The organism is Taishania pollutisoli (assembly GCF_014518315.1).
GTDB lineage: Bacteria > Bacteroidota > Bacteroidia > Flavobacteriales_D > Crocinitomicaceae > Taishania > Taishania pollutisoli.
This window is the reverse complement of record NZ_JACVEL010000001.1, coordinates 185,105-199,073: the sequence shown is the minus strand read 5'-3', so window position 1 is coordinate 199,073 and position 13,969 is coordinate 185,105. Positions and strand designations below refer to the sequence as shown.

12 protein-coding genes are annotated in these 13,969 nt (G+C 41.3%); 2 read left to right on the top strand and 10 right to left on the bottom strand.

The window, feature by feature from the left end; all coding sequences use genetic code 11:
* Positions 1-6: 6 nt before the first annotated feature.
* Positions 7-2,769 carry a bifunctional aconitate hydratase 2/2-methylisocitrate dehydratase gene (locus H9Y05_RS00805; RefSeq protein ID WP_216713236.1) on the bottom strand — a complete coding sequence of 921 codons (2,763 nt, stop codon included), beginning with the start codon at positions 2,767-2,769 and terminating at the stop codon, positions 7-9.
* A gap of 447 nt (positions 2,770-3,216) precedes the next feature.
* Here H9Y05_RS00805 and fsa point away from each other — a divergent pair, with 447 nt between their 5' ends.
* Positions 3,217-3,873 (top strand): fructose-6-phosphate aldolase, encoded by a 657-nt coding sequence (fsa, locus tag H9Y05_RS00800; RefSeq protein WP_163492259.1) that lies wholly within the window; start codon positions 3,217-3,219, stop codon positions 3,871-3,873.
* A gap of 26 nt (positions 3,874-3,899) precedes the next feature.
* Complete coding sequence (locus H9Y05_RS00795) at positions 3,900-5,096, top strand: glycosyltransferase family 87 protein (protein ID WP_216713235.1); 1,197 nt, start codon at positions 3,900-3,902, stop codon at positions 5,094-5,096.
* On the opposite strand, the gene H9Y05_RS00790 is transcribed toward H9Y05_RS00795, so the two are convergent.
* The 9 genes from H9Y05_RS00790 to H9Y05_RS00750 all read right to left on the bottom strand — a co-directional run bounded on the left by H9Y05_RS00790 (position 5,089) and on the right by H9Y05_RS00750 (position 13,941).
* On the bottom strand, positions 5,089-5,373 hold the full coding sequence (locus H9Y05_RS00790) for a hypothetical protein (protein ID WP_163492257.1): 285 nt from the start codon (positions 5,371-5,373) through the stop codon (positions 5,089-5,091). The two genes, H9Y05_RS00795 and H9Y05_RS00790, sit on opposite strands and share 8 nt — an antisense overlap.
* Positions 5,374-5,444: 71 nt before the next feature.
* Positions 5,445-6,203 carry an SDR family NAD(P)-dependent oxidoreductase gene (locus H9Y05_RS00785; protein WP_163492256.1) on the bottom strand — a complete coding sequence of 253 codons (759 nt, stop codon included), beginning with the start codon at positions 6,201-6,203 and terminating at the stop codon, positions 5,445-5,447.
* The gene (locus H9Y05_RS00780; protein ID WP_163492255.1) at positions 6,196-7,665 is read right to left on the bottom strand and encodes a hypothetical protein; all 1,470 of its coding nucleotides are present in this window, start codon (positions 7,663-7,665) and stop codon (positions 6,196-6,198) included. Before H9Y05_RS00780 ends, H9Y05_RS00785 begins: the two co-directional genes overlap by 8 nt.
* A gap of 64 nt (positions 7,666-7,729) precedes the next feature.
* The gene (locus H9Y05_RS00775) at positions 7,730-8,320 is read right to left on the bottom strand and encodes a DUF3109 family protein (RefSeq protein ID WP_163492254.1); all 591 of its coding nucleotides are present in this window, start codon (positions 8,318-8,320) and stop codon (positions 7,730-7,732) included.
* A gap of 40 nt (positions 8,321-8,360) precedes the next feature.
* On the bottom strand, positions 8,361-9,899 hold the full coding sequence (locus H9Y05_RS00770) for a YifB family Mg chelatase-like AAA ATPase (RefSeq protein WP_163492253.1): 1,539 nt from the start codon (positions 9,897-9,899) through the stop codon (positions 8,361-8,363).
* Positions 9,900-10,633: 734 nt separating this feature from the next.
* Positions 10,634-10,978, bottom strand: a complete 345-nt coding sequence (locus tag H9Y05_RS00765) for a translation initiation factor (protein ID WP_163492252.1) — start codon at positions 10,976-10,978, stop codon at positions 10,634-10,636.
* 13 nt (positions 10,979-10,991) lie between these two features.
* Positions 10,992-11,786: a glycerophosphodiester phosphodiesterase gene (locus tag H9Y05_RS00760; protein WP_163492251.1), complete on the bottom strand. Its 795-nt coding sequence runs from the start codon at positions 11,784-11,786 to the stop codon at positions 10,992-10,994.
* Entirely contained in the window at positions 11,776-12,267 is a 492-nt protein-coding gene (locus H9Y05_RS00755; protein ID WP_163492250.1) for a hypothetical protein, read from the bottom strand. Before H9Y05_RS00755 ends, H9Y05_RS00760 begins: the two co-directional genes overlap by 11 nt.
* 75 nt (positions 12,268-12,342) lie before the next feature.
* Positions 12,343-13,941, bottom strand: coding sequence for a hypothetical protein (locus H9Y05_RS00750; protein ID WP_216713234.1), 1,599 nt, complete (start codon positions 13,939-13,941; stop codon positions 12,343-12,345).
* Positions 13,942-13,969 lie beyond the last annotated feature (28 nt).

The following is a 13,969-nucleotide window of genomic DNA, read 5'->3' as shown; positions in this document are numbered from 1 at the left end:
AGTTTATTAATTAGCTGCTATCGGTTTGAATTTCGTCAAATTAATGCCTTCCACTGCAGCTTTGTATTCTTCCACACTTGGAATGCGTCCAAGAATAGCAGACAGTACTACTACCGGAGTGGATGCCAGCAATGATTCCCCTTTTTTACGTTCCGAATCTTCAACAACTCTTCCCTGGAAAAGACGCGTAGATGTTGCCATCACAGTGTCTCCTTTAGCTGCTTTTTCCTGGTTCCCCATGCACAGGTTACAACCCGGACGTTCCAGGTACATGATGTTTTCGTATTCTGTGCGGGCAGTGCTTTTCGGGAAAAGGTCACTAAACTCAAATCCGGAGTACTTTTGTAATAATTCCCAGTCTCCTTCCGTTTTCAATTCATCAATAATATTATACGTCGGAGCAGCGACTACCAATGGTGCATTGAATTCAACTTTTCCTTTTTGTTTTTCAATGTTTTTCAGCATTTGGGAAACGATTTTCAAATCGTCTTTGTGTACCATACACGAACCGACAAATCCAAGGTCTACTTTTTTGTCTCCCCCGTAGTAGGAAAGTTCCCGAATCGTATCGTGGGTGTATCGTTTAGAAACGTCGGCATTGTTTACATCCGGGTCAGCAATCATTGGTTCATCAATGATGTCCAGGTCAATGACTACTTCCGCATAATACTTCGCATTTGCATCCGGGGTTAGTGCCGGCTTTTCACCGGATTTAATTTCAGCGATTCGTTTATTTGCTTTATTGATCAATCCCTGAAGTACCTGGTTTTTATTGTCCATTCCCTTGTCAATCATGATTTGGATACGGCTTTTTGCGATTTCCAGTGATTCAATCAGAGTGTCGTCCTGTGAGATACAGATGGATGCTTTTGCTTTCATTTCGGCTGTCCAGTCTGTGAATGTGAATGCCTGATCTGCGAGTAATGTCCCGATGTGAACTTCAATGATTCTACCCTGGAATACATTTTCACCATCAAATTGTTGTAACATTTGCAATTGCGTGGCATGAACAACATCACGGAAATCCATGTGTTCTTTCATCGATCCTTTAAATGTTACTTTTACAGATTCAGGAATCGGCATTGATGCCTCACCCGTTGCCAATGCCAATGCAACCGTTCCGGAGTCTGCTCCGAAGGCAACTCCTTTTGACATACGTGTGTGCGAATCACCGCCAATAATGATTGCCCATTCATCAATGGTGATATCATTCAGTACTTTGTGAATAACGTCAGTCATGGAATGATAAGTGCCTTTCGGGTCACGGGCAGTGATCACTCCGAAATCATTCATAAACTTCATCAGCTTCGGGATATTTGCCTGCGCTTTTTTATCCCACACAGAAGCGGTGTGGCATCCCGACTGGTAGGCGCCGTCAACGATTGGTGAAATAACGGTAGCCGCCATGGATTCCAATTCCTGGGCAGTCATCAATCCTGTCGTGTCTTGTGAACCTACGATATTGACTTCTACGCGCACATCAGAACCTGCGTGCAGGACTTTCCCCGGAGTTACACCAACCGCGTTTCGGTTGAATATTTTTTCAACCGCTGTCAGTCCTTGTCCTTCGTGTGAAATTTCTTTTGAAGGTGCAAATACTACCGGAGCTTCAACTCCCAACGTTTTTGCAGCAATGGTTTGGATTTTTTTACCAAATACAATGGCATAAGAACCACCGGCTCTGATGAATTCCATTTTTTGTGGCGTCAATGCTTTTGAAATATCAATTAATTCTGTGTCGCCGTTGTATAATTTCTTTGTTTTTGTATTGATTGTAAGAACAGTACCTGTTGCAACAGAATAAACCTCTTCCAGTACCGGGTCTCCATTTTCATTTCGAACAACATTTCCGTCCGCATCAACTTTCTTCATCCAGTTTTTAAGATCCAAGCCAATACCTCCGGTAACGTCAACCGTAGTCAGGAAAATCGGAGAAATTCCGTTTGTTCCGCCAACAATTGGTGCAATGTTTACAAACGGAACATAAGGACTTGCTTGTTTTCCTGTCCATAGTGCCACGTTGTTTACACCTGACATGCGGGAAGAACCAACTCCCATTGTTCCTTTTTCAGCAATTAACATCACACTCTTATCCGGATGTTGTTTTTGCAATGCTCTGATTTCTTCCTGTGCCTGAGGGGTAATCATGCATTTACCGTGTAATTCACGGTCGGATCGTGAGTGAGCCTGATTTCCCGGAGACAGCAAATCAGTAGAAATATCACCTTCGGCAGCGATGTACGTTACGATTTTAATCTCTTCCGGCACTTCCGGTAATTTCGTAAAAAACTCTGCTTTTGCATAGCTTTCCAAAATAGCTTTGGCAATTGGATTCCCGCTATTGTATGCTTCTTTCAATCGATCGGTATCTGCATCATACAGGAACACTTGTGTTTTTAGTACTTCAGCCGCTTGTTTAGCGATGGACTCATCATTGCCAAGTGCTAAATCCAACAATACTTCAATTGAAGGGCCGCCTTTCATGTGTGACAGTAATTCGAATGCAAAGACAGGAGAAATTTCTGCCACCACTGATTCACCAAGAATAATTTCTTTTAAGAATATTGCCTTCTCACCGGCAGCACTCGTAGTCCCGGGCAAGGTGTTGTAGATGAAATGGTGAATAGAGTCTGCTCTGTGGGGGTGTTCTGAATCCTTAATTTGTGCGATAATTTCACGCAATAATTCTGCTCCGTCAATTGGTTTTGGATGTAGTCCCTGCTCTTTTCGTTCGTCAATTTCTTTTATGTATTCGCTATAAGTGTTCATGTTGGGCAATCGTTTCTGTGTTTAAAGAAGTTTTAATTAAAATATTATTCCTGCTATGCGTGTTCTGAAGCGTTTACGTTCCAAAAGAGTGTGGATAGAATTGTACATGAGAATGCAAGAGGACGATGTGTCTGTGCTTCTTTGTTTTTGTCTGTGTCAAACACCATTTTTTGTGTAAATCGATCAAATTTTTAAGTCATGCGAAATTAACCATTTTCGATAATTTTAACAAGTTCATTCATGGAAAGTTTGTATAAAAAAAGCTAAAAAAGTTAATTTAGAATTATTCAAAACAAGGTAGTGATAGACAGGGGGGAACGATTGCTTGTTTTTCCGCCGGATTACAAGGAGTTTTCTGTTGAAATAGCGCAAAAACTGACCTGTTGCCTCGACCAATTGAAAAAGTTTCTCTACTTTTGTTGCAGCTAAAAAATAAAAAAACACCTCATGAAATTTTTCATTGACACTGCAAATTTGGACGAAATCAGGGAAGCAAATGATCTTGGGATTTTGGACGGAGTAACAACCAACCCATCGCTGATGGCAAAAGAAGGGATTACAGGAGCGCAAAACATCCTGAATCACTACGTTGAAATTTGTAAGATCGTGGACGGACCTGTTTCCGCTGAAGTGATTTCAACTGATTTTGACGGAATGATCAAAGAAGGTGAAGAGTTGGCGAAATTGCACGCAAATATCGTGGTTAAAATCCCAATGATTCCGGAAGGAATTAAGGCAATTAAATATTTTGCATCCAAGGGAATTAAGACAAATTGTACGCTGGTGTTCTCCGCGGGACAAGCGTTGTTAGCGGCAAAAGCAGGCGCGACGTATATTTCTCCGTTCCTGGGACGTTTGGATGATATTTCGTATGACGGACTGGAGTTGATCGCGCAAATCCGTACAATTTACGACAACTATTTGTTTGATACGGAGATTTTGGCAGCATCTGTTCGTCACCCGATGCACATCATTCATTGTGCGGAAATTGGTGCAGATGTAATGACGGGGCCGTTGAAAGCCATCAAAGCATTGGCAAACCACCCGCTGACAGATAAAGGACTGGAGCAATTCTTAGCTGATTACGCGAAAGGAAATCAGTAACAGTTTTTGTGGAATAACATACTGAGATGAATATCCCGAAGCTTAAGATAGAACGGTTTCAGCTGTTATTTTATGTATTCATCTGTTTATTCCTGGGGCTTTTTCTCACTGTAGAAACCGTAAATGGTAAGCTGTGGACAAATGATTTCGTTGTCTACTACGGTGCTGTGCAAGATTTTTTTAACGGAAATGATCCGTATGTGACCAATTACGGATTGGATACAGGGTATTTCAAGTACCCGCCTTTTACGCTTTATTTATTCGGGTATAATTTCTGGTTGCCCTTCCCTGTGGCAAAGATCGTTCACCTGGTATTGTCGTCTTTTGCCTTGCTGTATTCCATACCGGTACTCGCTGCAATGATCCGGGAAATGCTTGGAATACGCAGAAATTATGCATGGGTGTTATACCTTGGATTTTTCAGCGTCACGATCCACCTGGTACGTGAATTTCACATGGGGAATGTGAATCTGATCCTTTTGGGGTTGTTTGTCTACGGATTGTCACACCTGAAATCGACTACTGTGTGGTATACCGTTATTAGCTGGAGTCTGATGATCATTATAAAACCGATTACCATTGTGGCACTTTTCCCGTTGTTGTTCTTTCGTCAATGGAAGTATGTTTTTTATAGCGGGTTGTGTGGTATTTTCTTTTTTCTGTTCCCACTGGTGCATTTGGGGTGGGATGCCGGGATCAAATTATGGAGTGATTGGTTGACTGCTGTTTCCGGGCATGGAGAGTACATTGTCGGTTATAATTCGTTACGGTTTTTGGCGCTGACTTATTTTGGTGTTTCTTCCGAATGGGGACCGTCATTGATATTTCTTTCAGTATTATTGTTGCTGATGTTGGTAGATGTGAGCAAGCATAATCATCAACGACAATTGTTTCGATGGATGGTTGTGTTCATGGCGTTTGTACCCAATTTCTTTGTAACGGATACGCAACATTTTTTACTGTCTGTCCCGCTTATTCTATTTTTGATTTACGAATTGATTACCCGAAGATCTGTTGTTGCATGGAGTGTTTTTGTGTTGGGGTTCGGATTGTTTTCGCTCAATTCGAATGATCTTTTGGGGAGCCACATTTCAGATTTTATGTACATAAAAGGAATGCTGGGAATTGGTAACCTGTTGTTTATCGGGCTGTATATTTTTGTGTTTATGAGCAATGAAAAAAGAAGCCGCGTCTCTCAGGTAGTTACTTTCGGATCTATTTAATGCTGATGACTTTGATCAACCCGTCATTCGGATAAGCCATCATACAATACATGGCTGTGTCGTCACATTTTTTCAGGTGTTTGTAGGTCGCTGTTACAGAAATTCCATGATTGTATCCTGCCAGCTTTTGGTGGTTACAGACTTTATATTCTTTGTCACTGATACGAAGATACGTACCTGTACAGTTTCGGATAATCGTCGCATTGTTTTTACCGCTCTTTTCACAGGAGAAAAGGAGTGTCAGGAGGAGTAATACTGCAAAAGAAGGTGACTTCATACGGAATCAATTTTAATTCATATAATTAAGATAAACGCTGTGTTTCCTATTTTATTTGGAAGAAAAGTCGGTTATTCCTTGTGGAAGACCGTTGCGCTTGCCTGTGCGGTGGGCATAATTGTCAGGTCATTGATTGTGACATGTTGCGGGCGGGTAGCAACAAAATAAATGGTGTCGGCAATATCAGCTGCAACAAGCGGTTCGAATCCATCGTATGTGGCGTCTGCCTTGTGTTGATCTCCTTTGAAGCGAACCAGTGAAAATTCCGTTTCTGCTGCTCCCGGGGCAATGTTGGTTACTTTAATGTTGTAATCTACCAGGTCGATGCGCATGGCTCTCGAAAGTGCATCAACAGCATGTTTTGTACCGCAGTAAACATTTCCCATCGGGTAAACTTCTTTTCCCGCAATACTGCCGATGTTGAAAATATGCCCTTTCTGATTGTTTTTGAGAAAAGGAATGATGCTTTTTGAAACATACAACAAGCCTTTGATATTGGTATCGATCATTCGCTCCCAATCATCAATGTTTCCCTGGTCTATCGGCTCCCTTCCGACAGCCAGTCCTGCGTTGTTGATCAAAATAGAAATCTTGTTTTTAACTTCTTCCGGAAGCGATGAAACGGCTTGTTCCACTTCGGACAGGTTTCTCACATCAAAACAGAGGGAAATGATATTCGTTCCGTCTTTTCTTAATTCATCCTGAAGTTGTGTCAGTCGCTGTTCTCTTCTTCCCGTGATGATCAGGTTGTATCCTTCGGAGCTGAATTTTCTGGCGCAGGCTTCTCCAAACCCGGAGGTTGCCCCTGTTATAAAAACATAATTATCCATTTTTTAATCGTTTTGGATTGAATATTATTAACGTTGCCAACATCATGGCTAATTGAACCGGGACTTTGTATCGTATGATGGCACCCAGAACCGGGGTTGTCCAACCGATGAGCAAAGTCAGTATGAACGAAAATACAACCAAAGCGGCAATAAGGCTTAATTCTTTCCGGTTGATTTTCCGCCGGAAGAAGAAGAATGTCAGGATAAATAAAAGGCACAACCCCCATCCGTCGATGAGTGAGAAGTATTTAAAAACAGAAGCGGGAGGGTCTCCCGGATATGGTCGAATCGTTACGTTTTGTACTGCTTCCGGAATATTTTTCAGGAGCTGGATCCCCGATTCTTCTATCGGGGTGATTTCAATGTAGCTGCCACTGAATTCACCATCGTAATACATTTTCCAGGGAATCTCGTTGGGTTGAATAATGCAGCGTTTTTTATCTTTTTTTGCATTGGGAAGAATGTAATCACCCACGATTTCTTTTGTCAGAATAACGGTTGAATCAACCTGGTTGACGATCACATGTGGCATATCTTCACCTGCGATGATGTAGATGCAGGTATCTGCGCGGGCAAAAACTCCACCTTTTCCGATATTGATAAAATCAAATTGCTGGTCGGACAGTTTTTTTACGACTGGTTGAAGGGGAGTAGTTAGCAACGAAACAAGCGATCCGGCGATTAAAACAATGGTGATAATGAGTGCTGTTCGGGTTTGTTTCAGGTAATAAAAGAGTACGAAAATGAGAACTGCAGGAATAATGCAAAGGAAAATGTACGGCTTTATCCCAACCAGGCATAGAATTGAAAGAGCGATAAGCAGTACCTTTTTCACCAGGGAAGTGATGCTTAAAATGGAATAAATAAACAACCCGATAGAGAAGTAAATAAGTGGCTCTTTTAACAATCCTGATGACCAGAACAGGGCGTTGGGCATTAGCAGCAGCGCTAAAAAAACAACCGTTGTTTTCAATTGGGTATACGGAATGATAGCCAGTGTAATAAAACGCAGTCCTAAAAGAGAGATGAAGGAAACGACAAACAGATGAATTGCTGTTTGGTTAAATGAGATAAAGTGAATCAGTGAATGCAACCGCAATAAATTCCGCGTATCATTGAACCATTTGCTACTGCCTGCGTCCCATTGGGTTGTTTCACTCAGGTATTGAGCAACCAACGCTTTGTTGTCCAGGCCGGTTAGAAAACGAAGGTAAGCACCCGGAGATTCATAAAAAGTAGCATTCAAAATCTTACTTTCCACCATGAATGCACTGGGATCTGCGGTTAGTTCACCAACTCCATAGTGATAGGAATAGATGTAGAGAAAAAACATCCCGACAGCTACTTTAATCACGAATCCTGCAGGCAGTAACCACGGAGAGGAGTGAGGTATCCTTAGTCCCGGCACGTAGCGCAGTATGGCAGTGATAATTAGAAAGATAAAGATGATGTATGCGATCACTTTTTCTGTGTTTTGGCAAATATAATGTTTAACGTGAACAATGAATCAACCCGAAACAGACTTTTTATTCTTGCTCATTCATGGACTTTTTCCATTCTTCATCTACTTTACACAATTCTTCATAAAAGGGAACGCCCCAGGCGCGAATGATTGGTTCTTTCAGGAAGCGATAGACCGATACATCCAGTTTGTTTCCGCAATCACATGCAGGTGCACAAATAGGCCATTCGTCATAGTTAAGGGCTGTAAAATCATTGAATTTCTTTACCCGGATCGGGTACAGGTGGCACGAGATTGGTTTCTTAAAAGTTGTTTTTCCTTCCAGGTAGGCTTTCTCGATTGCACATTTTGTAATGCCGTTTTCATCGAAATAAACAAATGCACATGCTCCGCCGTTGATCAATGTTGTTACCGGTTCACCATCCTGGTCCATGTAAAACACACCGGTCTTGTTGACTGCTTCAATTCCTTCGGGGCGCATGTACGGGAGGTAATTTTCCAGGTCTTCTTCCATCTGGTCTACTTCTTCATACGTGAGCGGAGCCCCCGCATCTCCTTCCACACAGCAGGCACCTTTGCACGCATTCAGGTCACATACAAATTTTTGCTCAAACAATTGGGTGGATACTAATTTATCGCTAATCTCGACTAACATCTCAAAACTTTGTACAAAGGTCAGAAAAATAAATGAATTTTTAACTTCCCCAGTTCATTCGATCGAGGTTCCTGTACTGAATAGCTTCAGCAATGTGACGTGTTTCGATTGTTGTGCAGCGTTCGAGATCGGCAATGGTTCTGGAGACTTTCAGAATCCGGTCGTAAGCCCTGGCGGAAAGTCCGAGCCGGTCCATGGCATGTTTGAGTATGTTTTTGCTTTCTTCCGAGAGTTTGCAATGCTCTTTTATTTGTTTGCTTTCCATTTGGGCGTTGCAATAAATCCCCTTGTCTGTTGAAAAGCGCCCTTGCTGAAATAACCGGGCGTTGACAACACGTTCCCGGATGCTTTTACTCTGTTCTCCGTCTTGTTCCATGGCCAGTTCGTCAAAGGAAACAGGCGTTACTTCAATGTGCAGATCAATCCGGTCGAGTAAGGGGCCGGAGATTTTGTTCAGGTAATGCCGGACGGTTCCCTGATTGCAGGAGCATTCTTTTTCAGGGTGGTTGAAATATCCGCAGGGACAGGGATTCATAGCTCCAACCAGCATTACGCCTGCGGGAAAATCAATGGTGTAACGGGCTCTTGAAATGGTGACAACCCGGTCTTCTAATGGCTGCCGCATGACTTCCAGTGCGGATCGTTTAAATTCCGGAAGTTCATCCAGGAAAAGAACACCGTTGTGTGCCAGTGAGAATTCTCCGGGTTGCGGGAAGCTTCCTCCTCCGACCAGTGCAGTGTCGGAAATTGAATGATGTGGTTTTCGGAAAGGGCGTTGTGTGATTAATCCTTTTGCCTCTTTAATTTTTCCTGCAACACTATGTATTTTGGTTGTTTCCAGTGCTTCCTCCAGACTCATGGGAGGTAGAATAGTGGGAAGTCGCTTGGCCAGCATAGATTTTCCCGCTCCCGGAGGACCGATCAGAACGACATTGTGTCCCCCGGAAGCGGCGATTTCAAATGCACGTTTAATTTTATGCTGTCCTTTTACATCTTTAAAATCCACCTCAAATTCGTCCAGCATATTGGTAAAGGTCTTTTCCATGTCAATTTGGGTCGGTTCAACGGTTGCTGTACCATTAAAAAAATCAACAACTTCCCGGAGTGATTTCATTCCGTAAATTCTTAATCCGTCAACAACTGCGGCTTCCTGCGCATTTTCCTCCGGCAATATGATGGACTGAAATCCTTCTTTTTTAGCCTGTAGTACCATTGGAAGAACACCTTTTACAGGTTGTAGATTGCCATCGAGGGATAATTCTCCCATCAGTTGAAATGAATGCAATTGTTCCGGGTTGATTTGCTCGCTTACAGCAAGTATTCCGACCGCAATCGGCAGGTCGAAGACCGTTCCTTCTTTCCGGATATCTGCCGGTGCCATATTGATGGTGACTTCCCGTTGGGGGAATTTGAGGTTGTTGTTGGCAAGTGCCGCTTTGATTCGCAGGTGACTTTCTTTCACAGAAGAGTCCGGGAGTCCGACTAGAAAAAAATTAATTCCCTGCCCTAAATTTACTTCAATGGTAATGGTTGTCGCATCAATTCCAATCACGGAACTGCTATAGGTTTTTACTAACATAAAAGGTATGTTTTTCGGTTAAATTATACCTTAAGATAATTAAAAATAGGAGATTATGAAAGTTTTTTGTGAATTTTGAGTGCTGAATTTTTGAATTATGAATGATTAGTTGTCAATTATCAAATGTATGGATTTCTGTTTTTGGGATTAAAAATTGATAATTAACTCATTGATAACTGATAATTAAACCCCTACACTTATTACTCTCCACTTTTAGCTTCTCACTTCCACTAATCACTATATGGTGTTATGAATGATTGATGAATTGACTTGTTGACAGTATGACTGATTGATGAATTGACGATAGGACTTGTTGATATGATAACTATAAATGGCCTTACCAAAAATAACAGCTCACTTTCCACTATCAAACGTATGGATTTCTGTTTTTGGGATTAAAAATTGATAATTAACTCATTGATAACTGATAATTAAACCCCTATACTTATTACTCTCCACTTTTAGCTTCTCACTTCCACTAATCACTATATGGTGTTATGAATGATTGATGAATTGACTTGTTGACAGTATGACTGATTGATGAATTGACGATAGGACTTGTTGATATGATAACTATAAATGGCCTTACCAAAAATAACAGCTCACTTTCCACTATCAAACGTATGGATTTCTGTTTTTGGGATTAAAAATTGATAATTAACTCATTGATAACTGATAATTAAACCCCTATACTTATTACTCTCCACTTTTAACTAATCACTCTCCACGCCCCCTTACCCTCCTTTTCGCTTTGTCTGGTATCCCTCTGATTCCAGAATCGCAATGATTTTATCCCGGAAATTTCCCTGAACGAGAATTTCACCGTCTTTTACACTGCCACCGACTCCGCATTTGGTTTTGAGTAATTTGCCTAATTCTTTTAAATCATCTTCCGTTCCGATAAACCCTTCAATCAGGGTTACTTCTTTGCCTCCCCGTGATTTCTTATCGATGGAAACATACAGCTTCTGTTGATTTTTAGGAAGTGTTTCAGCTGTTTCTTCTGATTCAAATTCATATCCGAAATCCGGATTGGTAGAATATACCACATTGATTCGTTCTTTCTTATTTTTTCCCATAACGATGCATATTTTACGATGATTTTTCAATCAGTGCAGCCTTGATGTCGTCAACAAGTATTCCTTCCGGATGCTTTTTCAGCGCCTGACGAATAGGTTTTGGTGCACGGATGTCAAACAAAATTACTTTTTTATTCTCAGATTGTATGCGTGTCACATCATCTTTCCCGGCCGCGGAGTTGCGAATCATGATTCCGTGGAAATTCAGGTTGTAATGCTGAAGCTCCTGGAATTCGGACATCGATTCGATATCTGAATAAACGGTCCAGCCTTGTGCTGCAAACCCGTTCAACCATGGTTTGTGGTTGGTTGTTACTATAAAATGAACCGTTCCCCACGCTTCAATGATGGGATGTAGCGCATCAATGATTCGACTCTGATCAATCAAGGCTTCGGTACACCCATTGTAATGCCGGATGTCCAGGTAGAGTGTTTTTCCGGAATACAGCCCGAAGTTGAGGTCCGATAGCCGTACGAGTCGTTCTTTGTTGACCGTTTTGAACCGCACTTTCTTGAGTGTTTCGAATGTTGCTTCTGAGATACAGCCAGATCCGGTTGTTTCGGTTTCTAATTTCCGGTCATGGAGCAACCACAATTCGTTGTCCGCAGATAGTTGAAGATCAATTTCAACGCCTAAAACCCCTGCTGTTCCCAGTGCCAGTTCAACTGCTTCAAGGCTATTGGCATGATAAATAGAAGACGGATTTTTCAAGCCGTTTCCCGCATGTCCGATGATTTCAACAGGATGTACGTCCTGCTTGTTGCAGGAAAACAGGAATACTGTTATGATGAAGAGACTAAAACGCATAGATGCAATCAATTTGCAGGGTGAATCCCAATGTGCCGGATGTTACTGGCTGCTGATAAATGGTACTTCTGCCACGTTCCCACAATCCGCCGATAAGTAGTGTTTGTCCGATTTGCCAGTGTTGCCCGTATCTCCATCTGAGCCCACCGTTTAATTCATGATAACTGACAGTTCCATCGGGAATTTTACTGTATCGGAGGTATGCATAGCTGTATTGAATAACAGGTCCGAGGTTGAATTTTTCCTTATTTAATGCACGGTAATAAACGCCGCCTTTCGCCTTTGGGAAAAAGCGAGATTGAAACACCGTTCGATTGACGCCATATTCGAAGCCGGCAAAAAATGAACAGGTATATACATCCCTACCATATTCAATGCCATGAAAAAAATCGGTCTTTGTATAATTGAAGGAGGTGGAAATGGTGTTTTGACCAAAACTTTTCCCCCATACAAACAGCAATATGACAATTAATTTTTTCACAGGACAAAATGAAACAAAAAACCCGTTGTGTCATAATACAACGGGTTTAAAATTACTAATATTTTACGTAGAGAACTAATCCATAATGATTGTTACCATTACATCCTCTTTTCCTTTCTTGTAGCACTCTACTGAGAATGTCTTGTCGTTTACTTTTACGATTCTACCTGTGTTAAACTGAAACAATTCAATGCCCTTAGCGTCCCGGGTGTCAAACAACGAAATTTTTTCCGTTTCTCCGGTTTCCCGGTCAACCTTAAATCCGGTAAAAATCCCTCCTTTCCCATCGCGATGTGCTTTCGGGAATTGATTCATTGGTAATTGAATGTTGTTGATGTTGTCAAGGAACAGGAGATAGTCTGTTTCTCCGGAAGTGATGAGGTAATATCCCATACCACCACGTGCACTTCCCCCGACTTGATTTTTCGGGAATTTTTTCATCCATCTCAGATCTCCGTCAGCACTGATTCCGGCACCGATGATTTCCTGGTAGTAATAGGTGTATGTTGTTGTTTTTGTCTGTGGATTATAACTTGAAACAACATAATGTTTTTCACCATAAATGGTAATTCCTCCATCTTCACCATACGTAATTTCACGGAGTAACATGTTGGTCATTTTTAAGTCCTGTGTAGCATCTTTCTTTTCCATTTTTTCCTGTGCGCGATCTGAAAGGTACATTTTCATTACATCTACAGGTACTTCGTAATATTTAACATCCGCGATGTTGTCTCCCTGAAGTTTTGAAAGGAAGAAACCGTCGATTCCACCTTTTTTACTGTTTCCGTAAAATCCGGCAACCACAAGCTCACCATTTTTACCTTCGAAGAAATCAACGTCATCAGTAAATTTATCACCGATTTTGATCGGAGTGTGTGTCATGGTTTCGTCCGGACTGATCTTAATCAACTCCAGGCTGTAATTCGGCTCACCTTCTTTGGTGTATCTTTTCCTCAAATCATCGTTAAAAATTTCAGAAAGAATGTACGTATTTCCATCTGAATCGACAGAGTAGGACAGGTTGTTCATGCGTTTTTCTGTATACGGCATTCGAATGTCTCCCGACCATACTTCATTCATTTCAAAATCGTATACATGCATACCGATGACATCTTTATTGACATTGTCATTCTTACTTTCAGGATACTTTCGGTACTGGATGATCATTTTTTTATCATCATACGATTTAGTGAAGTGAAATTTACCACCACCGGATGAAGCACCGAAGCCGAAGAGAGACCCGGCATTGAATCCACCGGTTACTTTTCCATTCACTTTGATCAATCGTTTTCCTTCTCCGATAAATTTACAACCGTCAAAGTCAATTTCTCTTACAAATAATTGTTCGGTAGTAGCTTCTTTGTCCCATACGGAATAAAAGAAATAAAATTTACCGTTGATTTCTTCATACGATTCAGTAGTGAATCCTGATGTCTTATCTACTTCTACCCGCTTGATTTCATTCATCTTGTTTCCTCCGAACTTCTGAAATGTAAAGACGCCTCTACCGTATTTAACAGACAAGATTTCATTGTCTTTAGAAAAGTAATATTTGGATCCGTCAACTACTTTATACGGATTGCTTACCGTATAAGTAAAATCTGTGGAAGTGTTCAGCTGACCAAAAAGAACTTGCGATGCACATAGAACAAGTGCAAGAAGGGATTTTTTCATAATAAATTTGTTGATAGTAAATGATTTT